21 protein-coding genes are annotated in these 17,331 nt (G+C 63.9%); 6 read left to right on the forward strand and 15 right to left on the reverse strand.

The features are described from left to right. Window positions 1–81 precede the first annotated feature (81 nt). Together NR187_RS02050 and NR187_RS02055 are read right to left on the reverse strand one after the other, a co-directional pair. Window positions 82–300 carry a hypothetical protein gene (locus NR187_RS02050; RefSeq protein ID WP_211382003.1) on the reverse strand — a complete coding sequence of 73 codons (219 nt, stop codon included), beginning with the start codon at window positions 298–300 and terminating at the stop codon, window positions 82–84. Between the two features lie 122 nt (window positions 301–422). Next, window positions 423–1,856 (reverse strand): TAXI family TRAP transporter solute-binding subunit, encoded by a 1,434-nt coding sequence (locus NR187_RS02055; protein ID WP_211382004.1) that lies wholly within the window; start codon window positions 1,854–1,856, stop codon window positions 423–425. A gap of 403 nt (window positions 1,857–2,259) precedes the next feature. Here NR187_RS02055 and NR187_RS02060 point away from each other — a divergent pair, with 403 nt between their 5' ends. Together NR187_RS02060 and NR187_RS02065 are read left to right on the forward strand one after the other, a co-directional pair. Further along, a complete protein-coding gene (locus tag NR187_RS02060; protein ID WP_211382425.1) occupies window positions 2,260–2,607 on the forward strand; it encodes a DUF3307 domain-containing protein in 348 nt (115 codons plus the stop codon). A 276-nt stretch (window positions 2,608–2,883) separates the two neighbouring features. After that, window positions 2,884–3,282, forward strand: coding sequence for a hypothetical protein (locus NR187_RS02065; RefSeq protein WP_256805608.1), 399 nt, complete (start codon window positions 2,884–2,886; stop codon window positions 3,280–3,282). Here the strand turns inward: NR187_RS02065 and NR187_RS02070 are convergent. After that, window positions 3,279–3,602: a YkgJ family cysteine cluster protein gene (locus tag NR187_RS02070; protein WP_211382426.1), complete on the reverse strand. Its 324-nt coding sequence runs from the start codon at window positions 3,600–3,602 to the stop codon at window positions 3,279–3,281. The two genes, NR187_RS02065 and NR187_RS02070, sit on opposite strands and share 4 nt — an antisense overlap. 5 nt (window positions 3,603–3,607) lie before the next feature. Beyond that, window positions 3,608–4,306 (reverse strand): YafY family protein, encoded by a 699-nt coding sequence (locus tag NR187_RS02075; RefSeq protein WP_211382006.1) that lies wholly within the window; start codon window positions 4,304–4,306, stop codon window positions 3,608–3,610. Window positions 4,307–4,419: 113 nt separating this feature from the next. Here NR187_RS02075 and NR187_RS02080 point away from each other — a divergent pair, with 113 nt between their 5' ends. Together NR187_RS02080 and NR187_RS02085 are read left to right on the forward strand one after the other, a co-directional pair. After that, window positions 4,420–4,710, forward strand: a complete 291-nt coding sequence (locus NR187_RS02080) for a hypothetical protein (RefSeq protein WP_211382007.1) — start codon at window positions 4,420–4,422, stop codon at window positions 4,708–4,710. A gap of 35 nt (window positions 4,711–4,745) precedes the next feature. Then, window positions 4,746–5,474: a glutathione S-transferase family protein gene (locus tag NR187_RS02085; protein WP_256805609.1), complete on the forward strand. Its 729-nt coding sequence runs from the start codon at window positions 4,746–4,748 to the stop codon at window positions 5,472–5,474. Between the two features lie 314 nt (window positions 5,475–5,788). Here the strand turns inward: NR187_RS02085 and NR187_RS02090 are convergent, their stop codons facing one another. The 11 genes from NR187_RS02090 to NR187_RS02140 all read right to left on the reverse strand — a co-directional run bounded on the left by NR187_RS02090 (window position 5,789) and on the right by NR187_RS02140 (window position 15,235). Beyond that, window positions 5,789–6,940 (reverse strand): ABC transporter substrate-binding protein, encoded by a 1,152-nt coding sequence (locus NR187_RS02090; protein ID WP_256805610.1) that lies wholly within the window; start codon window positions 6,938–6,940, stop codon window positions 5,789–5,791. A gap of 90 nt (window positions 6,941–7,030) precedes the next feature. Then, the gene (locus NR187_RS02095) at window positions 7,031–7,450 is read right to left on the reverse strand and encodes a thioesterase family protein (protein WP_211382010.1); all 420 of its coding nucleotides are present in this window, start codon (window positions 7,448–7,450) and stop codon (window positions 7,031–7,033) included. Window positions 7,451–7,460: 10 nt separating this feature from the next. After that, complete coding sequence (locus NR187_RS02100) at window positions 7,461–8,222, reverse strand: SDR family NAD(P)-dependent oxidoreductase (RefSeq protein WP_256805612.1); 762 nt, start codon at window positions 8,220–8,222, stop codon at window positions 7,461–7,463. A gap of 25 nt (window positions 8,223–8,247) precedes the next feature. Further along, window positions 8,248–10,131, reverse strand: a complete 1,884-nt coding sequence (locus tag NR187_RS02105) for a feruloyl-CoA synthase (protein WP_256805613.1) — start codon at window positions 10,129–10,131, stop codon at window positions 8,248–8,250. Beyond that, window positions 10,128–10,937, reverse strand: a complete 810-nt coding sequence (locus tag NR187_RS02110) for a crotonase/enoyl-CoA hydratase family protein (protein ID WP_211382013.1) — start codon at window positions 10,935–10,937, stop codon at window positions 10,128–10,130. The genes NR187_RS02105 and NR187_RS02110 overlap by 4 nt, the downstream gene beginning before the upstream one ends. 128 nt (window positions 10,938–11,065) lie before the next feature. Then, entirely contained in the window at window positions 11,066–11,464 is a 399-nt protein-coding gene (locus NR187_RS02115) for a type II toxin-antitoxin system HicB family antitoxin (RefSeq protein WP_211382014.1), read from the reverse strand. Window positions 11,465–11,469: 5 nt separating this feature from the next. Further along, window positions 11,470–11,658 (reverse strand): type II toxin-antitoxin system HicA family toxin, encoded by a 189-nt coding sequence (locus NR187_RS02120; protein WP_256806195.1) that lies wholly within the window; start codon window positions 11,656–11,658, stop codon window positions 11,470–11,472. A 44-nt stretch (window positions 11,659–11,702) separates the two neighbouring features. After that, the gene (locus NR187_RS02125) at window positions 11,703–12,164 is read right to left on the reverse strand and encodes a DUF3237 domain-containing protein (protein WP_211382016.1); all 462 of its coding nucleotides are present in this window, start codon (window positions 12,162–12,164) and stop codon (window positions 11,703–11,705) included. Window positions 12,165–12,176: 12 nt separating this feature from the next. Next, entirely contained in the window at window positions 12,177–13,496 is a 1,320-nt protein-coding gene (locus NR187_RS02130; RefSeq protein ID WP_211382017.1) for a TRAP transporter large permease, read from the reverse strand. 2 nt (window positions 13,497–13,498) lie between these two features. Beyond that, entirely contained in the window at window positions 13,499–14,008 is a 510-nt protein-coding gene (locus NR187_RS02135; protein ID WP_256805614.1) for a TRAP transporter small permease, read from the reverse strand. A gap of 210 nt (window positions 14,009–14,218) precedes the next feature. Further along, the gene (locus NR187_RS02140; RefSeq protein WP_211382019.1) at window positions 14,219–15,235 is read right to left on the reverse strand and encodes a TRAP transporter substrate-binding protein; all 1,017 of its coding nucleotides are present in this window, start codon (window positions 15,233–15,235) and stop codon (window positions 14,219–14,221) included. A 262-nt stretch (window positions 15,236–15,497) separates the two neighbouring features. Between NR187_RS02140 and pobA the strand changes: the two genes are divergently transcribed. Both pobA and NR187_RS02150 read left to right on the forward strand, forming a co-directional pair. Beyond that, window positions 15,498–16,667, forward strand: a complete 1,170-nt coding sequence (gene pobA, locus NR187_RS02145; RefSeq protein ID WP_256805615.1) for a 4-hydroxybenzoate 3-monooxygenase — start codon at window positions 15,498–15,500, stop codon at window positions 16,665–16,667. Window positions 16,668–16,911: 244 nt separating this feature from the next. Then, window positions 16,912–17,331, forward strand: a complete 420-nt coding sequence (locus tag NR187_RS02150; protein WP_211382021.1) for a PaaI family thioesterase — start codon at window positions 16,912–16,914, stop codon at window positions 17,329–17,331.

Raw genomic sequence — 17,331 nt, forward strand, 5'->3', positions numbered from 1 at the left:
GTCTGTTGGCGGTCCCGGCTGGAACCTCGGCGCCAAAGTGCCTGCCCGGGCCGGAGCCGTCAACGACGGGCGCGCGTGCCGTTACCTGAAATGCGGCGGCTCGTCATAGCCGCCACGGCTGCTGAAGAACAGCAGCACCATCAAGCCGATGCCGACAGCAATGGAAAATCCGGCCCCCAGCGCCAACGCAACATAGCCTTCCGTCGGAAGCGGCTCACCTTCGACCGCCATTGCCGAATAAGCGAAATATCCAGCTGCAACCAGCATTCCCAGAAGGATGATGATGAGGAGTGTACGCATGGCGCCTTCCCCGGTTGTATCCGGAACCAAACGGTTGCGGGCGGGGACGGTTCCGGGACCAGGCATGGTGACGTGCGGGACATGTCGGCAAGGCGCCGCCGTGTGACCTTTCTGTCGATAGGTCAGGCACTCTGAGCTGTCTTCACCACCACGAGATTGCCCTCGTCGTGCGGCGGCGGGGCTGTGTCCTGGGCGAGCTTCTCGGCCTCACCGGCATGGCGTTTGAGGTAGTCGCGGCGCATACCGATCTCGTCGCGGACGAATTCGTAGCCGAGCTTGAACGTGTCGAGCCCGTCGGTACTGATCGTGCCATCGCGCAAGCCAATGACGGCGCCGCGCAAAATGCCCTCCAGCTCGTCCTGGAGACATTCGAGCTGGTCCAGCGAGCGGGCGTGCTCGATACGCTCGCCGATGTCGAGGATCGCGGTGGCGAGCTCGCTCGCCTTCTCCGGCGCGATCCGTGTGATCTTGGCGTAGATCGCGGCGAAGATCGAGCCGATGACGCTGAGCGCGGCAGCGCCCAGATACATCAGGTCGCTGTACTTATCCATGAACGACTTGGTGTCGTCGTTGATGTAGTCGGCCGCCCCCTGATGCGCCATCACGAAGGAGTCCTTCTCGACGGAGGCAGGCTCGATGTGGGTCGCAAAGCCGTTGTCGAGGCCGAGCGCGGACTTGTTCTCGTAGATGGTACGCGCCAGCTCGCCCGCGGTGGTCGGGGACATCTTCGATTGCGTCACGAGCAGCCATTCCAGGCCGATCGTGTCGAGATCGTCGTCCGGGATTTCCGGCGAAGCCGACAGCGTGCCTGCCGTCAGCGTCTCGTCGGAAATGCCAGGGAATTTGCGCGCCAGCGCCTTGGCTTCGTCGATCGCGTTCAGCGTAAAGCCGCCGCGCCTGGCGGCCTGCGCATAGGCCTTGTCCCGCACCGCCTTCGAGGCGTGGACGACGGCGATCACCGCACCCAAGCCGCTTGCCGGCGCGAACAGCTTGTCGAGCGTTGCGCCCTGCGGCGCCATCTGGATCTTCGCCGCGTCCGGGCCGTCGGGGACGTCGAGGATGCTGCGGACGAAGGCCAGCGAGGATTCGCTTTCTGCGAGGACGGCGACCTTCTTCTTCTTCAGCTCGGCGAGCGACTTGATCTTCTTGGTACCGGGCCCGAGCAGGAGCACGAGATCGTGCTCGAGGATCGCGAGCGTGCGCGCCCGCAGCGGCACCTTGGCGTCGGTGCGCAGCACGGCGAGGTCGGCCTGCTTGCGGTCGAACTGGGCGAGCGCCTTGGCGTTGTCGGCGTTGTTGACGATCTTGATCCGGAAGCGCGAGGCGTTGTCCTTCAGGAGAGCGGCGAGCTTGGCCGCGAACAGCGCCTCGTCGCTGTTGGGGGCGCCGACGGCAAAAGTCAGCGTCTCCGAATTGTGCACCAGCGCGCGGCCGCCCCAGACGGTGGCAAGCGACAACAGCAGGGTCAGCACGACGTAGAGGAAGACCTGCTGCTGATTGGTCTTGATCACCTTGGGGCGTCGGGGCGGTGACGCGGTAGGGCCTTCAGTACTCATGGCAGCACTCTGGCCTTATTCCTTCGGTGGCGGGCGGCTCGCGGATGTGATCGCTGCGGGCGCCCCGTAATTCGTAAAGGTCTGAAAAAAGAACGATATTCTCTATCGGCAATGATAGCGCGCAGGTCACGGAATGCAAATTTCGAGCCGAAGGTAACCTTACTCGCTTCCGCCGCGGCGATTGGTCATCCTATCACCAGTTAGCCACAGTTGGCGATTTTCCGGTTCCCCCGGCTGCATTCCGTCTCGGGAGATGTCATAAATCGCGGGTCTCGGCGATTTGACCGGTCCAAGAAGAAGTTGCGCTGAACGCTCCAATTTTTCTTGTCACGTCAATGAGGGCGTCAGCTTGTCGTTTCCATCCATGTCATCGGCGATTCCGGTCGAAGCGCTCATTGGCTGGATGCTGCTGCTCACCTTCAAGCACGTCATCGCTGATTTCGTCCTCCAGACCGCCTGGATGGCGCACGGCAAGGACCAGAAGCACGGCTGGGCCTTGCCGCTTCTGGTGCACTGCCTGATTCACCTTGCGGTTGCGCTGCCGCTGATCCTGATCGTGGCGCCCAAATTCTGGTTCGTGGCCCTGATCGATTTCGTGATCCACATCACGATCGACCGTGCCAAGGGGTTTGTCTCCGCCAATTTCGGTGTCGATCTTGCGCATCCCTGGTTCTGGACCCTGATCGGTGTCGACCAGGCGCTGCACCATCTCACCGGATTCGGCCTGTCCATGTTCATGGCGGCGAACTGAGGGCGGCTTCCCGCGAAGCGGCTGCCCGGGCCTGCATGGTTCGAGACGGCGCTGCGCGCCTCCTCACCATGAGGGATAGAGTCCTTCAACAGCTCCAGACCTCATCCTGAGGAGCCCGCCGAAGGCGGGCGTCTCGAAGGACTGCCGCGACCGCAGTCCCGGCCGGCGCCTCTGATTCGTGGCCAGCGCGCAAGGACCCCGGGTGACTACCGGGCAGCGTGGTTAACCTTTCATTAGAGAATTGCGCTGCATCCTCGCCGTCGAGGGAGAACTGCAATGTTTTCAAGTCGTGACGCCTTTGAAAGCGATTTTTGCCCGGTCCGCGACGAACTCCTTGGCGAGATGTATCGCGCCAGCGAGAGTGGCCTGCCGAGGCTGGTTGAGAGTGTTTCCCCAGACGCGCGCGCGAAGCTGGCGCTGTTCTGCTATCGCCGCAGCCACCTGCATTCGCTGGCGGTCGCGATCGCAGGCAGCTGCAGCGAGCGCGACCTGATCGAGAACGGCGGCCGTGTCGGCTCGACGCTCTACGCGCTGTCGCGCGAGGGCTTGGTCAAATCCACGCCGTCGCTGTCGGGCGGCCGCAAGCCGATCACGCTGTCCACCAAGCCACTCTCGGTGCTTGCGCCGATCGACGACGAGCTCGACGACGAGATCGGCGAAGCCGTCCCCGCCTAAACGGTCTCGATCACCGGCAGCCCGAATTTCCGCCGCGCCATTGCGCATTCGGCATCGCCCGGCATGCAGGTGCGGCACACCTCCGGCCGAACCGCATAGATGCCGCACGCGGTCGCTTTTCCAATTTCGCCCTGCAAGGCCGAGCAGCGATCGCCCTCGCACCGCATGCCGGACTGGCGGTCGTTGACCATCGTTTCGGGAATCGCGGCAAGCTCCTCGTCGCTTTCGATCGAGAAGCGCGGCCAGTTCGCCGAATAGCCGCAGCAGGCGCCGCAACTCTGGCAACAGCTCGACAGGTCGATGGGGGAGGTCTCTTCCATCGTGCTCATGTGTCCTTTGGCGGGCCCCAGACCAGGCTCTGCCGCCATTTCGCCCGCAGCACGTCGCGACGCTCCGGATATCTCTCGTCGAGATAGCTCGCATCCACCACGCGGTCGGTGCGGAAGCTGCGGAAGTCGCCGCGCAGCTCGCACCAGGCCGCGAGCAGGCGCACCGCTTCGAGATAACCGACCGAGATCGGCCAGATCATGCGTTCGCTGGCGCGACCCTGCTCGTCGCGATAACGCAGCATGATCTTCTTGCCTTCGTGGATCTGGGTGCGCGTGCGCGCCATGTCGAGGCGGTCGGGCTCCCTGTTCCAGCTCGGCCGGGCGCGGCTCGCCGGCTCCAGCACGAAGGGACGCAGGCGCTCAGGCACGGTGTCGGCGATCTTCGCCATCAGATCTTCGGCGGCGCGCGCCAGTGTCGAGTCGGCATGGCCGGCGACCCATTGTGCGCCCAGCACCGCCGCCTCGATCTCGTCGGGTGTCAGCATCAAAGGCGGCAGGTCAAAACCCTTTTCCAGGATGTAGCCCATGCCGGCCTCGCCGCGGATCGGCACGCGCTGGCCGATCAGCGTCGCGATATCGCGATAGATCGTGCGCTTGGAGGTCTCGAGCTCGGCCGCGATCGCGTCCGCCGTCAGCGGCTTACGTGTGCGTCTCAGCACCTGGATGATTTGAAACAGCCGATCGGCGCGTCTCATGACGGATCTCTTGTCGGTGGTGTTTTCAGAAGGCGGCGCGCGGCTGCTGACAGGATGTTGGCAGCAGGGGAGTTCTATACCGGGACAACACATCGACTGAAGGGGATTTGTCCATGATCGTTCCAACCCATTTTGGCCCGGCCGCTCCGTTGTGGCGGACCCAGCCTCTCCAGCTCCAGGCTTTGCAAGTCCGAGCCTGGCGTGCTTGGGCGTTCAGCCGCCTCGTCTCCCTCGATCTCATGGTCGTCGACCTCCGCCTTGCGCTCGCGACCATGGTGGCTCGCTCGTTGGTTCAGGCTGTGGACGCGCTGGCCCGCCACGTCATGGCCCGCGCCTGGCGAGGGGCCCGCTTCGCAGAAGATATCACGGCTGCTGCCACCATGGTGGCAGCAGCCCGTCATTAGGTTCCGTCAACTTTCGCAGGTTCAGGAGAGCTCGCATGATCACGCTTTACGGCTTTGGCACCGGTTTCGGCCTGCCGGAAATCAGCCCATTCGTCACCAAGACGGAGGTGCAGCTCAAGATGGCGGGACTGCCCTACCGGAAGGAGCGCGCGATGCCGCCCGCTTCGCCCAAGGGGCAGCTGCCTTTCATCGACGATAGCGGCGAGGCGGTGGCCGATTCCACCTTTATCCGCGCCCATATCGAGCGCCGCTACGGCTTCGATTTCGACGCCGGCCTGTCACTGGCCGAGCGCGCGCAGGCCTGGGCATTCGAGCGCATGATCGAGCATCACGTCTATTGGGCGCTGGTCGGCGCGCGCTGGGTCGATCCGGTCAACTTCGCCAAGGGCCCGTCGCATTTCTTCGACGGCGCACCGGAGCACAATCGCGAGAAGCTGCGCGAGGATGCGCAATTCCGCGTCGCCGAGAATTACCTGCTCTCCGGCCTCGGCCGCCACGGACCGGATGACGATGTCGATCTCGCGGTGCGTTCGCTGTTCGCGCTGTCGGTGCAGCTCGGCGACAAGTCCTATCTGATGGGCACCAAGCCCTGCGGTGTCGATGCCACCGCATTCGGCGCGCTCGCCGGGATCCTGACGCCGTTCTTCGAATCCGGATTGCGGCAGCGGGCGGAAGGATTTGCCAACCTCACCGCCTATGTCGACCGCATGATGGACAGTTACTATCCAGAGTTCGCCTGGACCCCGCTGCGGCAGGCGGCTTGAAACTCGATGGGATGAGACCCGGCTTGCGCTCCGACAACGGTGCGTTCCCTCCCCCCTTGCGGGGGAGGGCTAGGGAGAGGGGTAGCCCAGGAAAAAGTGCCGGTTGTCGATGATGCGTCAAAGGGCGGGTGCACGACGGATGGAATCCCCGTGTGGCACCCCCCTCCCTGCCCTCCCCCGCAAGGGGGGAGGGAACGGAGAGAGCGGTGCTGTTGGCCGAACTCGATTCGATTTCACGCTGGACAATCTTAAAGCCAAAACAAAAGAGCCGGCCCATCGGGCCGGCTCTCGTCGTCTCGAAACTATCGCTGCGTCTACTTCACCAGCATGTACTTGCCGTTCTTCACCGTGAGCAGGATGCGCGAGCGCTGGTCGAGGCCGTAGCGGTCCTTTTCGGTGAAATTGTAGACGCCCTGGCTTGCGGCCAATTCCTTCTCGGACAGCAGCGCCTGGCGGATCGCTTCGCGGAATTCCGGCGTGCCGGGCTTGGCCGTCTTCAGCGCCACTGGGATGATGCGCTTGAGGATCTCGAACGCATCGTAAGAGTGACCGGCGAACTGGCTGCGGCTGTTCGGGCCGTACTTGGCTTCATAGGCCGAGTTGAGCGCGAGGCCCGGCTTCTTGGTGGCGGCCTCGTCCGGCTGATCTTCCGGGTCCATCACCGGGCCCGAAGCCATCAGCACGCCTTCCGCGGCTTTGCCGGCGATGCGGATGAAGTCCATGCTGGCGGCGCCGTGGGTCTGGTAGATCAGGCCCTGATAGCCGCGCTCGCGCAGCTCGGTCTGCGGCAGCGCGGCCGCGGTGCCGGAAGCGCCGACCAGGATGGCGTCGGGATTGGCGGCGACGAGCTTGAGCACCTGTCCGGTCACCGACGTGTCGGGACGTGCGAAGCGCTCCTCGTCGGCCAAGATCATGCCCATCGGCACGCCCTGGGCCTTGAAGTCGTTGAACCAGAGGTCGCCATAGCTGTCGGAATAGCCGATATAGCCGACCGTCTTCACGCCCTTCGACTTCATATGCTCGTACACAACCTTGCCCATGATCGGGATCGGCTGCGGCATCGACACCGACCATTTCGCGCGCTCCGGGGTGACCGGGAAGGGCGCAAGGCCGAAATGCGGGATGCCGGCTTCGTTGGCGACGTTCGAGACCGCAATCGTCGAAGGCGTAATCGATGAGCCCATGATGATGTCGGCCTTCGATTCGGTAACGAAGCGCCGCGCGTTGGTGGTGGCGGTGGTCGGATCGCCGCCGTCGTCGAGCACGATCACCTTCAGCGGCACGCCGCCGATCTCCTTCGGCACGAATTCCAGCGCGTTGCGTTCGGGAATGCCGAGCGCCGCGCCGGGACCCGTCGTGGTCACGCTGATGCCGATGGTAATGTCGCTGGTCTGGGCCAGCGCGGGCAGCGCCGGTAGAGCAAGCGTTGCCGCAGCGATGGCGGCGGTCAGGTAAAAGCGTTTCATTGATTCCTCCCTTTACGTGTTTCTTTGAAAGCAGAATTCGGGGGGTAATTCAGCCCCCTCTTTTGGCGATGCGGCGATTTAGCTCCAGACCTAGCTCCCCGTGAATTTGGCTACCATTTCCGCCGGGAACGGTGCCGATTTCAGCTTCTCGGGGTTAACGGGATCGCGGCCGACCAGAACGCGGGTCTCGAAACCCTCGATCGCCAGCGCCTCGCCCTTGTAGACGTTGTGCTTCACCTCGAAGCTCGAGCGCTTGATGCTCTCGATCCTGGTTTCGATGGTGATCCAGTCGCCATAGGTCGAGGGGATGTAGAACTTGGCCCGCGTGTCGACCATGGGAATGCCGACCAGGCCGTATTTGCGGACCAGGTCCTGCTTGGAGAACCCGGCGACCTCGAACAGGGTCGAGGTCGAATCGTCGAACATGCCGAAATAGCGCGGGTAGTAGACGATGTTGGCGGGGTCGCAATCGCCCCACTGGATCTGTACGTCGCGCTGGTTCACGAACATGCGTCGCGTCCTATTTCGGCGCCATGCGCAGCGAGCCGTCGAGGCGCACCACTTCGCCGTTGAGGTACGAATTCTCGACCATGTGCAGCGCCAGCGCAGCGAACTCGTCGGCATGGCCGAGCCGGCGCGGGAAGGGGATCGCGGCGGCGAGCGAATCCTGCGCCTCCTGCGGCAGGTTGGCGAGCAGCGGGGTGAGGAACAGGCCGGGCGCGATGGTCAGCACGCGGACGCCGAACTGCGCCAGCTCGCGCGCGATCGGCAGCGTCATGCCGACGATGCCGCCCTTGGAGGCCGAATAGGCCGACTGCCCGATCTGGCCGTCATAAGCGGCCACGGACGCCGTGTTGATGATGACGCCGCGCTCGCCGGTCGCTTGCGGCTCCAGCTTGGACATCTCGGTGGCGGCAAGGCGCAGCATGTTGAAGGTGCCGATCAGATTGACCTTGATCACCTTGTCGAAATCGGCGAGCGCCATCGGGCCGTCGCGGCCGACCACGCGCTTGGCAACGCCGATGCCGGCGCAGTTGACCAGCACGCGGGCCGGGCCGTGGGCCTTCGTGGCCGCGGCGATCGCAGCTTCGGCGGAGGCGGCATCGGAGACGTCGCAGGCCACGGCCACGCCCTTGATCTCGGCGGCAACGGTCTCGGCGAGCTTGGAATTGAGGTCGCACACCGCGACCCTGGCGCCCTGCGCCGCCAACTTTCGCGCGGTCGCCGCGCCCAGTCCCGATGCACCGCCGGTGACGATGGCTGCCTGATCCTTCAACAACATGGCGTTCTCCTGGTGCGATGGTTTCTTAGCCGACCGATATCACACGGTCCGATGGATTGGCAGCGTAGAGCTCCTCGATCAGCGCGCCGCGATGCTCGAGCACCGCGCGCTGGTTGATCGAGCCCTTGTCGGTGACCTCGCCCTTGTCGATCGAGAGCGGCGTGTCCAGCAGGATCGCGCGGGTGATCCGCGTCGAGGAGCCGGTGGCCGCGCCGAGAAAACGGGTCAGCCGTTCGCGAAAGGCTTCGCGCACCAGCCGGTCGCGCGTCGCGACGACGAGATCGTCGGCCGGCAGCGTCGGGTTGATCAGCCGGCAGCCGTCGAGGTCGAGCACGACGAGCGCGGAGACCTCGTCACGGTTGATGCCGGCGATGATGACGTCGCGCACCAGCGGTGCGCATGCCGCAACGAAGCGCGCGCGCAAGGGGCCGACGCTGACCCAGGTGCCGCTCGCGAGCTTGAAATCCTCGCCGATGCGGCCGTCGAAATCGAAGCCGGCGTTGAAATCGTCGGGGTCGGACGGCTTCAGCGCATCGCCGAGCTTGTAGAATCCCTCTTCGTCAAAGGACTTTGCGGTGATGTCGGGCTGGCGCCAGTAGCCGGGCATCACGTTCGGTCCCTTGCAGCGCACCTCGAGCTTGCCGTTGTTCGGCACCAGTTTTGCGTCATTGCCCGAGACGGGCAGGCCGACATGGCCGGAACGGCTGGTGCGCGGATTGACCGACATGAAGAACGGCGCGGTCTCGGTAGCGCCAAGGCCGGTCAGCATCGGCACGCGGTAGCCTTTTTCCTTCACCGCGAGCTCGTCGAGGCTGTTCCAGACGAACGGCGACAACGCCGCGCCCGAAAAGAACATCGCATGCAGCCGGTCGAAGAACTTTGCGCGCAGGCCCTGGTCGTCGCGCAAATAAGGCAGCAGCGATTCATAACCCTTGGGCACGTTGAAATAGACCGTCGGCGAAATCTCCTGGAGATTGCGCACGGTCTCCTCGATGCCGCCGGGCATCGGCTTGCCGGCGTCCAGATACATCGAGCCGCCATTGTAGAGCGTCAGCCCGATATTGTGGTTGCCGCCAAAGGTGTGATTCCAGGGCAGCCAGTCGATGATGACGGGCGGCTCGTCCTTGAGGAAGGCGAGCGTCTCGCGCAGCATCACCTGGTTGGCGCAGATCATGCGCTGGGTGTTGATGACCGCCTTGGGATTGCCGGTCGAGCCCGAAGTCAGCAGGAACTTCGCGATCGTATCGGGGCCGATCCGGCCATGGACCTCGTCGAGATCGGCGCGGATCGGCGTCGCCATGAGGTCGGCGAGCGTGGTGACGTCGCGCCCGGGCACGCGGCCGTAGGACGCGGCGATCTCGGTGCCGAGCGTGACGTTGGCCGCGAGCGCGTCCGCGAACCTGTCGGCGTCCTCGGCGAAGACGAGGCCGGGCGTCAGCAGCTTCATCAGGTAGGACAGCTTGCCGTAATCCTTCGACACCAGCGAATAGGCCGGCGACACCGGGCAGAACGGGATGCCGGCATAGTAGGCGCCGAACGCGAGCAAGGCGTGGTCGATCGAATTGCCGGAGAGGATGACGACCGGCCGCTCCGCCGACAGGCCGCGCGCGATCAGCGCGGAGGCGATGTGGCGGCTCGCGGCGAGCAGCTCGGCATAGGTGATCTTGCGCCAGAAGCGGCCGCCTTCGCGCTCGGCCATGAAGATTCGGTCCGGCGTCGTGTTCGCCCAATGATGCAGGCGGTCGGTGAGGCGGACGGGAAAGTCGCCGAGCGGCTGTTTGGGCCGCAGGTAAATCGTGCCGTCGTCGCGGCGCTCGATGTCGACGACGGGATCGCCGAACGAAATGGGCCGCAGCGGGAAAGTGCTCGCGCCGCGCTCCATGCTGGAAGAGGACGGCTGCGCACTCATGATTTCGGCTTCACCTTTGCGGTCTTGTGCTCGAGGAATTCCCGGATCCTGCGCTTGGCTTCCTTGTCGCTCTGCGCGACCGTCGCCATCAGCGATTCCATGAGGAGACCGGCCTGCGGATTGGCCTCCGCGATCATCGGCAACGCCTGGAGCACGGCGAAATTCGTCAGCGGCGCGTTGGAGGCGACCTTGGTCGCAAGCTCCAGCGCCTTGCCGAGGCCGTTGCCGGCTTCCGTCACATATTGCGCGAAGCCGTAGGAAGCGCCTTCGGTCGCGCTATAGACGCGGCCCGTCAGCATCATGTCCATCATCCTGGCGACGCCGATCAGGCGCGGCAGGCGCACCGAGCCGCCGCCGCCGACGAAGATGCCGCGCTGCCCCTCCGGCAGGGCGAAATAGGTCGAGGGCTCGGCGACACGGATATGCGCCGCGCAGGCGAGTTCCAGCCCGCCGCCGATTACCGCGCCCCTGAGCGCTGCGATGACGGGCACGCGGCTGTACTGGATGCGGTCGAACACCCGGTGCCACATCTGGGAGTGGAGAAGGCCGCCGGTGGCGTCGTGATCCTGCAGTTCGGACAGGTCGAGGCCGGAGGAGAAATGGTCGCCGATACCGTGGATCACGACCGCGCCGATATCCTCGGGCAGGGACGCAAAACATTCGCCGATTTCCAGGATGATGCCGTCGTTCAGCGCATTGCGCTTGGCCGGCCGGTTCAGACCCACGGTCAGCACCCGGTCCGCCCGCTCGATCCTCAAAAGCCCGGAGGCGCCCGCCTCGGCGGTCTCGGCGTTTCCCTGTGTCATTTGCGTCCTTGTCAGAATAGTTATGTTGTATAACGAATTCCGGGGGAGTCAAGAAGCTCCATCCTCGCAGTCGCGAGGGTGAACCGTCAGGCAATCGGTGCCACACGAGCGCAAGATGCGGAAATGCTTCAGGCGGCTTCAGTCATCAGCTTTTTTGCGGCCTGGGCAAGCAGGCCCGATCGTGTGTAGCCGTGGGCTTCAGCGTACTTATCGATCTGCTCCAGGACGTCACCGGGCAACGTGACATTGACGCGTACGATCTTGGGCTGGCCATCTTTCACCGACACCAGAATGGCGACGCCGGAGCGGTTCGTGGGATCCGACATGATGTCTTCGAGCGACGAAGGCTCGGGAATGGCCTCGCCGTCTTCTTCCAACCCTTCAAGATGAAACGCCAGCGCTTCTTCAGCCATGTCCCGCGCTTCATCCAGGGTGGTCCCTGCAGTCACAACGCCGGGCAGGTCAGGAAACGACACGCCGAAATCGCTGTCGGCATCCTTATGGATAAGACCAATATAGTGACGCATGGCGCTTACCTCAGTTTCAGTCCTGATTGCTGTTCAATGCTCTTCAACGTTCCGAGCGCGATGTCTCGCTTCGGATGAGGGACCGTCACGCGGCCCTTTTTGGTCGGATGCCTGAACTGGACGTGGCTGCCCTTCTGAGCCACTTGCACCCAGCCATCGCTGTGAAGGGCCGAAATAATGTCTCGACTATTTATGGTGTGTATTTATACACACTGTAGTGGCGGCGGTCAATGGGGCCTTACATCACCTGATGCACGTCGATCACCACCCGATCAGCATGCCGCGCGGCCGAGCCGACGAAAATGCGCTCCATCAGCCAGCGATACTTCTCATGCCCGGTCTCGAATTTCGGCACGGTGCGGAAATAGATCTGCTTCGGGTCCACCGGCTCGCCGCGCTTGAGTTTTTGCAGCAGCTCGACCGGGCCGAAGCGCATGCCCTTGTTCTCGACATAGACGACGGCGCCGTCGTCGGTCTCGAAGGCGTATTTCGCCTCGAGGTCGATCAGCTCGTTGGGGCGGATGGTCTGGAAATCGGCGCCGAACGGCAGCACCTTTCCGGTGATCGATCCCGTCACCTTGCCGCCGAGGATCGGAATGATGCGGCGAACGCCGATACCGGTCTCTCCGGCAGTGACGACGTCGCCGATTTTCGCGGTGATGGTGAAGACGTATCTGGTGTCGAGCGTGGGTGTGGTCATCGCTTCACCTCCTTATTGCGCCATCATCCGGGTCGGCAGCCAGGTCGCCAGCAGCGGGAAGGCGATCAGGATCACGAGGCGCACCAGGTCCGTCGCCACGAACGGGATCACGCCCTTGAAGATGGTGGAGAAGGAGACGTCCTTCACCACGCTTTTTATGACAAAGACGTTCATGCCGACCGGCGGATGGATCAGGCCGAGCTCGACCGTCATCACGATGATGACGCCGAACCAGATCGGATCAAATCCAAGATGCGTGATCACGGGGAAGATGATCGGCACGGTGAGGATGATCATCGCCATGGCGTCCATCAGGCAGCCGAGCACGAGATACATCACCATGATCAGCGCCAGCACCCCGTAGGGGCCGAGGCCGAGGCCGGTGAGGAATTCGGTGACCTTCTGCGGTGTCTGCGTCACCGTGAGGAAGTAGCCGAAGATCAGGGCACCGATCAGCACGGTGAACACCGCTGCCGCGGTGCGCGTCGCCTGCAGCAGCGACGCCAGGATCTTCTCGCGGTCGAGCCGGCCCGTCACCACGCCGATGATGAAGGCGCCGGCGGCGCCGACGCCGCCGGCTTCCGTCGGCGTGAAGCGCGGCAGGAAGGGCAGGCCGTAGAGGCCGCCGATGACGAACACGAACAGCAGCACCGGTGCCCAGATGTCCTTCAATCCGGCGAATCGCTCGCGCCACGGCAGCACCTTGCCCTTGGGCAGGAAGTCCGGCCGGAAATAGCCGATCAGGAAGATCGTGATCATGTACATGCTCATCGCCAGCAGGCCCGGGATGATGCCTGCGATGAACAGTTTTCCGATGTCCTGCTCGGTGATGATGCCGTAGACCGCGAGCACTGTGGAGGGCGGCAGCATCGCCCCCAGCGTGCCGCCGGCGGCGATCACGCCCGTGGCGAACGACTGCGGATAGCCGAAGCGGCGCATCTCGGGATAGGCGACCGCGGAGAACGTCGCGGCGGTCGCGACCGACGAGCCGCAGATCGCGGCAAAGCCGCCGCAGGCGCCGACGGTGGCGATGCCGAGCCCGCCGCGCAAATGTCCGACGAAACCGTTGGCGGCGCGGAACAGCTCGCGGCTCATGCCGGAATTGCTGACGAACGAGCCCATCAGCAGAAACATCGGGATTACGCCGAACGTGTAGTCGGTGACCGTGCGCATCGAGGTCTGGCCGACCAGCTTCAGCGCCGGCGTGGCGCCGACCAGATAGGAGAAACCGGACACGCCGACGAGGCCCATGGCCATGCCGACGGGCACGCGCAGCAGCATTAGGACGAAGAGGGAAACGAAGCCGAGAACGGCGACGGCATCGGTGCTCATGATTACTCCGTCGCCTTCAGCTTGGGGTCGTGCATGTCTTCGGGATGGAAGATCAACCGGTAGGTGCGGATCGCGATCAGCAGCACGGCGGAGACGTCGCCGATCCAGGCGACCGCGAAGAACGGCCAGGTCGGCATGTGCATGTCGAAGGTCTGGACGTTGTCGTTGTAGGTGCCGCGTACCTTGTCGAATAGCGTCCAGGTCTGCACGGTGACCACGAACAGCAGCACCAGCGTCGCGAACACGTCGATCCAGCGCTGATAGCGCGGCCCGACATTGCCCCAGACGAGGTCGACCGTGATGTGGGTGCCGCGATAGGAGGTGGCGGCGATGCCCCAGAAGATCAGGATGCCGAGCAGCATGCGGCCGATGTCGAAGCTGTCGGGGATCGCGTAGTTCAGCGTGTTGCGCAGCAGCACCGACAGGAAAATGTCGAGCGCGACGATGCCGACGAAGCCGGCCGCGATCCATTCGATCGTGTCGATCACGCGATCCATCCAGGAGCGCTTCATGCGGGAAGAGTCCTATCTAAATTCAGCGACGTTGGGTTCAGCTGTTACCGCGCCGGAGGTGCGCTCCCTCTCCGCTCGCGGGGGGAGGGCTGGGGTGGGGTGCATCCGCAATGAACAATCCCAAAGCGGAGAGAGCCACCACCCGGCGCTTCGCGCCGACCTCACCCGCAAGCGGGAGAGGTGCGGCGAGTGTGTGGCTGCAGCCGGGCGTCACTCCGCCAGCGCGTTGTACTTCTTCAGCGAAGCCTTGAGCTCCGCGAGCGCGGCGTCGGGATCGGCGCCGGCCTTCTTGGCGCCGTCGGACCAGGTCTTGACCAGCGGCTCGGCCGCCTTCTTCCAGGCGGCGGTCTGCTCGCCCGTCAGCTTGTAGACCTCGTGGCCTGCTTCCGCCTTCACCTTGTCGACGCCGGCATCCTCGAACTTGCCCCAGTGCTCGCCGACCACGCCGGCCATTTCGGTCGAGCAGTTCTTGTCGATCGCGGCCTTCTGCTTGTCGGACATCGCATTGTATTTGTCCTTGTTCATCACGAACACGAAGGTCGTGGTGTAGAGCGGCGCGTCCATGTGGTACTTAGTCACCTTGTCGATGCCGAACAGCACCAGCGAGCCCCAGGGGAAGGTGACCGCATCGGCAACGCCGCGCTCGATGATGTCGCGCACTTCGGGTGCGGACGACTGCACATTGGTGCCGCCGAGCGAAGTGACGAAATTCGCCATGGTGGCATGGGCCGGGCGGACCTTCATGCCCTTCACGTCCTCCGGCATCACGATCTTCTTGGTCTTGGAATGGAAGGAGGAGGGCGAGTGGACGAAGGCGAGGCAGTACTTGACGTCCTTCATCTCCTTCTCGGCGTATTTGCGGTACCAGGCGTCCAGGCCCATCGAGCCGCCCTTGGCGTCGGAGATCAGGAACGGCAGCTCGCCGGCGCCGATGATCGGGAAGCGGCCGGGCTGGTAGCCGGGATTGACATAGGTGACGTCGGCGATGCCGTCGCGCGCCATGTCGTAATGGTCGAAGGCCTTGCCCATCTGCTGGGCCGGAAATACCTTGCCCTTGATCGTGCCGCCGGAATCCTTCTCGACCGCGGCCGCCCAGTCTTCCAGCGATTTCTGCAGCGGATGCGAGGCCGGCACCCAATGCGAGATCTTCAAATCGAAGGTCTTGTCCTGCGCGAACGCAGGCGTCACGCTTGCTGCCAGCAGCAAAGCCAGACAGGCTTTTCTCATCACGCGTCTCTCCCTGTTTCGACGGCGGGCTTCGATGGCCCGGTCTCTTTAATTAACATGTTATCTAATTCGCCGGCGCGTTCAAGCCGGAACTGACGCGGCGTGCCGCCGCGCTGTCTACGTCAGCCATTTTGCATGGATTTGTCGCGATGCGGCGACGCGCTCTCCCCTTTTGCCCAACCGTTATATGATATAATTATCGTGCGCGGACGATCGCGACAAGCGACCGTGACGAACCCTACAGGATCGGAAGGAGCAAGTATTGCGGACAAAAGTCGCAATCATCGGGGCCGGGCCGGCCGGATTGTTGCTTGGGCAACTTCTGCACCAATACGGCATCGATAACGTCATTCTGGAGCGGCAGAGCCCGGATTACGTGCTGGGCCGCATCCGCGCCGGGCTCCTGGAAGAAGGAACAGTCGCGCTGCTCGACCAGGTCGGCGCCGGTGCACGCGCGCATGCCGAAGGCCTGCCGCATGAGGGCATCGAGCTCGCCTTTTCCGGCCGCCGTCATCGCATCGACATGAAGGCCGCGACCGGCAAGACCGTCATGATCTACGGCCAGACCGAGGTCACGCTCGACCTGATGAATGCGCGGAAGGCGGCCGGCCTGACTACCGTCTACGAGGCCAGGGACGTGCAGCCGCATGATTTCGACGGCAGTCACCCGCGCGTAACCTACGTGAAGGATGGCGTTGCCCACGCGATCGATTGCGACTTCATCGCCGGCTGCGACGGCTTTCACGGCGTCAGCCGCGCCAGCGTGCCGGCTTCGGCGATCGAGGAGTTCGAGCGGATTTACCCGTTCGGCTGGCTCGGTATTCTCTCGGATACGCCGCCGGTCAGTCACGAGCTGATCTATTCCAACCACGCCCGCGGCTTTGCGCTCTGCACCATGCGCTCGATGAAGCGCAGCCGGCATTACGTGCAGTGCTCGCTCGACGACCACGTCGACCAGTGGCCGGACGATCGCTTCTGGGACGAATTGAAGCGCCGGCTCGACCGGGAGGCGGCCGACAGCCTGATCACGGGCCCCTCGATCGAGAAGAGCATTGCGCCGCTGCGCAGCTTCGTCGCCGAGCCGATGCGCTTCGGCAGGATGTTCCTGTGCGGGGACGCCGCCCATATCGTGCCGCCGACCGGCGCCAAGGGGCTGAACCTCGCCGCGAGCGACGCGCATTATTTGTCGAGCGCACTTCGCGAGTTCTACGACGAGAAGTCCAATGCCGGGATCGATGCCTATTCCGCCAGGGCGCTGGCACGGGTCTGGAAGGCCGTGCGTTTCTCCTGGTGGATGACCTCGATGCTGCACAAATTCCCCGACAACGGCACCATCGGCGCGCGGATCCAGCTCGCCGAGCTCGACTACGTCACGCAATCGCAGGCCGCGATGACGTCGCTGTCGGAGAATTACGTGGGGCTGCCGTTCTAGGACGATGCCGTAGCGAGGTCATAGGGTGGGTTAGCCTCGCGAATGCGTGAAGCGCAGTTCGCTGGGCGTAACCCGCCACTTCTGCTGCCGCGGACACCAAACAGGTGGGTTACGCCTTCGGCGAACCCACCCTGCGGCACAGCCCGTTTCAAACACCCCCGCAAATTCCGTTTAAAACTTTGTAGGCGGTGAAACCGTCATCCACATCGCGTTCAATGGCCGCAGCCACCAACGCGAGACAGCCATGACCTCCACCGACATCCCCGCCGGCTTCGAGCCGCATTTCCGCAAGGCGCCGCTCACCGATCCGTGGGAGCCACTCTATTCCAAAAAGACCGACAAGGGCGTCACCGTGGGATTGCGGCTGGCGACGCCGCACACCAATGCGCGTGGGCTGATCCATGGCGGTCTGATTGCGGCGCTGGCCGATGCGGCCATGGGCTATAGCTGCGCGCAGGCGACGGGATGGACGACGTCGTTCGTCACGATCTCGCTGTCGGTCGACTACGTCGGTGCGGGCGAAATCGGCCAATGGCTAGCGATCGAGGGTGAGGCGATCAAGACCGGCTCTACGATCTGCTTCGCGCAGAGCCTGGCGAAGGCGGACGACACCGTGATCGCGCGCGCCAGCGGCACGTTTCGGGTGGTGCCGAAGAAGGCGTGA

The organism is Bradyrhizobium sp. Bra64, from assembly GCF_024519875.1.
GTDB lineage: Bacteria > Pseudomonadota > Alphaproteobacteria > Rhizobiales > Xanthobacteraceae > Bradyrhizobium > Bradyrhizobium japonicum_G.

What these genes read in the sequence shown, in the direction of transcription:
- NR187_RS02100 (WP_256805612.1), bottom strand. Translation starts at nt 8,222, where the DNA reads ATGTTGTTGAAGGATCAGGCAGCCATCGTCACCGGCGGTGCATCGGGA.
- NR187_RS02065 (WP_256805608.1), top strand. Translation starts at nt 2,884, where the DNA reads ATGTTTTCAAGTCGTGACGCCTTTGAAAGCGATTTTTGCCCGGTCCGC.
- NR187_RS02150 (WP_211382021.1), top strand. Translation starts at nt 16,912, where the DNA reads ATGACCTCCACCGACATCCCCGCCGGCTTCGAGCCGCATTTCCGCAAG.
- NR187_RS02080 (WP_211382007.1), top strand. Translation starts at nt 4,420, where the DNA reads ATGATCGTTCCAACCCATTTTGGCCCGGCCGCTCCGTTGTGGCGGACC.
- NR187_RS02110 (WP_211382013.1), bottom strand. Translation starts at nt 10,937, where the DNA reads ATGACACAGGGAAACGCCGAGACCGCCGAGGCGGGCGCCTCCGGGCTT.
- NR187_RS02130 (WP_211382017.1), bottom strand. Translation starts at nt 13,496, where the DNA reads ATGAGCACCGATGCCGTCGCCGTTCTCGGCTTCGTTTCCCTCTTCGTC.
- NR187_RS02070 (WP_211382426.1), bottom strand. Translation starts at nt 3,602, where the DNA reads ATGGAAGAGACCTCCCCCATCGACCTGTCGAGCTGTTGCCAGAGTTGC.
- NR187_RS02135 (WP_256805614.1), bottom strand. Translation starts at nt 14,008, where the DNA reads ATGAAGCGCTCCTGGATGGATCGCGTGATCGACACGATCGAATGGATC.
- NR187_RS02125 (WP_211382016.1), bottom strand. Translation starts at nt 12,164, where the DNA reads ATGACCACACCCACGCTCGACACCAGATACGTCTTCACCATCACCGCG.
- NR187_RS02075 (WP_211382006.1), bottom strand. Translation starts at nt 4,306, where the DNA reads ATGAGACGCGCCGATCGGCTGTTTCAAATCATCCAGGTGCTGAGACGC.
- NR187_RS02085 (WP_256805609.1), top strand. Translation starts at nt 4,746, where the DNA reads ATGATCACGCTTTACGGCTTTGGCACCGGTTTCGGCCTGCCGGAAATC.
- NR187_RS02140 (WP_211382019.1), bottom strand. Translation starts at nt 15,235, where the DNA reads ATGAGAAAAGCCTGTCTGGCTTTGCTGCTGGCAGCAAGCGTGACGCCT.
- NR187_RS02090 (WP_256805610.1), bottom strand. Translation starts at nt 6,940, where the DNA reads ATGAAACGCTTTTACCTGACCGCCGCCATCGCTGCGGCAACGCTTGCT.
- NR187_RS02050 (WP_211382003.1), bottom strand. Translation starts at nt 300, where the DNA reads ATGCGTACACTCCTCATCATCATCCTTCTGGGAATGCTGGTTGCAGCT.
- NR187_RS02055 (WP_211382004.1), bottom strand. Translation starts at nt 1,856, where the DNA reads ATGAGTACTGAAGGCCCTACCGCGTCACCGCCCCGACGCCCCAAGGTG.
- NR187_RS02115 (WP_211382014.1), bottom strand. Translation starts at nt 11,464, where the DNA reads ATGCGTCACTATATTGGTCTTATCCATAAGGATGCCGACAGCGATTTC.
- NR187_RS02095 (WP_211382010.1), bottom strand. Translation starts at nt 7,450, where the DNA reads ATGTTCGTGAACCAGCGCGACGTACAGATCCAGTGGGGCGATTGCGAC.
- NR187_RS02060 (WP_211382425.1), top strand. Translation starts at nt 2,260, where the DNA reads ATGCTGCTGCTCACCTTCAAGCACGTCATCGCTGATTTCGTCCTCCAG.
- NR187_RS02105 (WP_256805613.1), bottom strand. Translation starts at nt 10,131, where the DNA reads ATGAGTGCGCAGCCGTCCTCTTCCAGCATGGAGCGCGGCGCGAGCACT.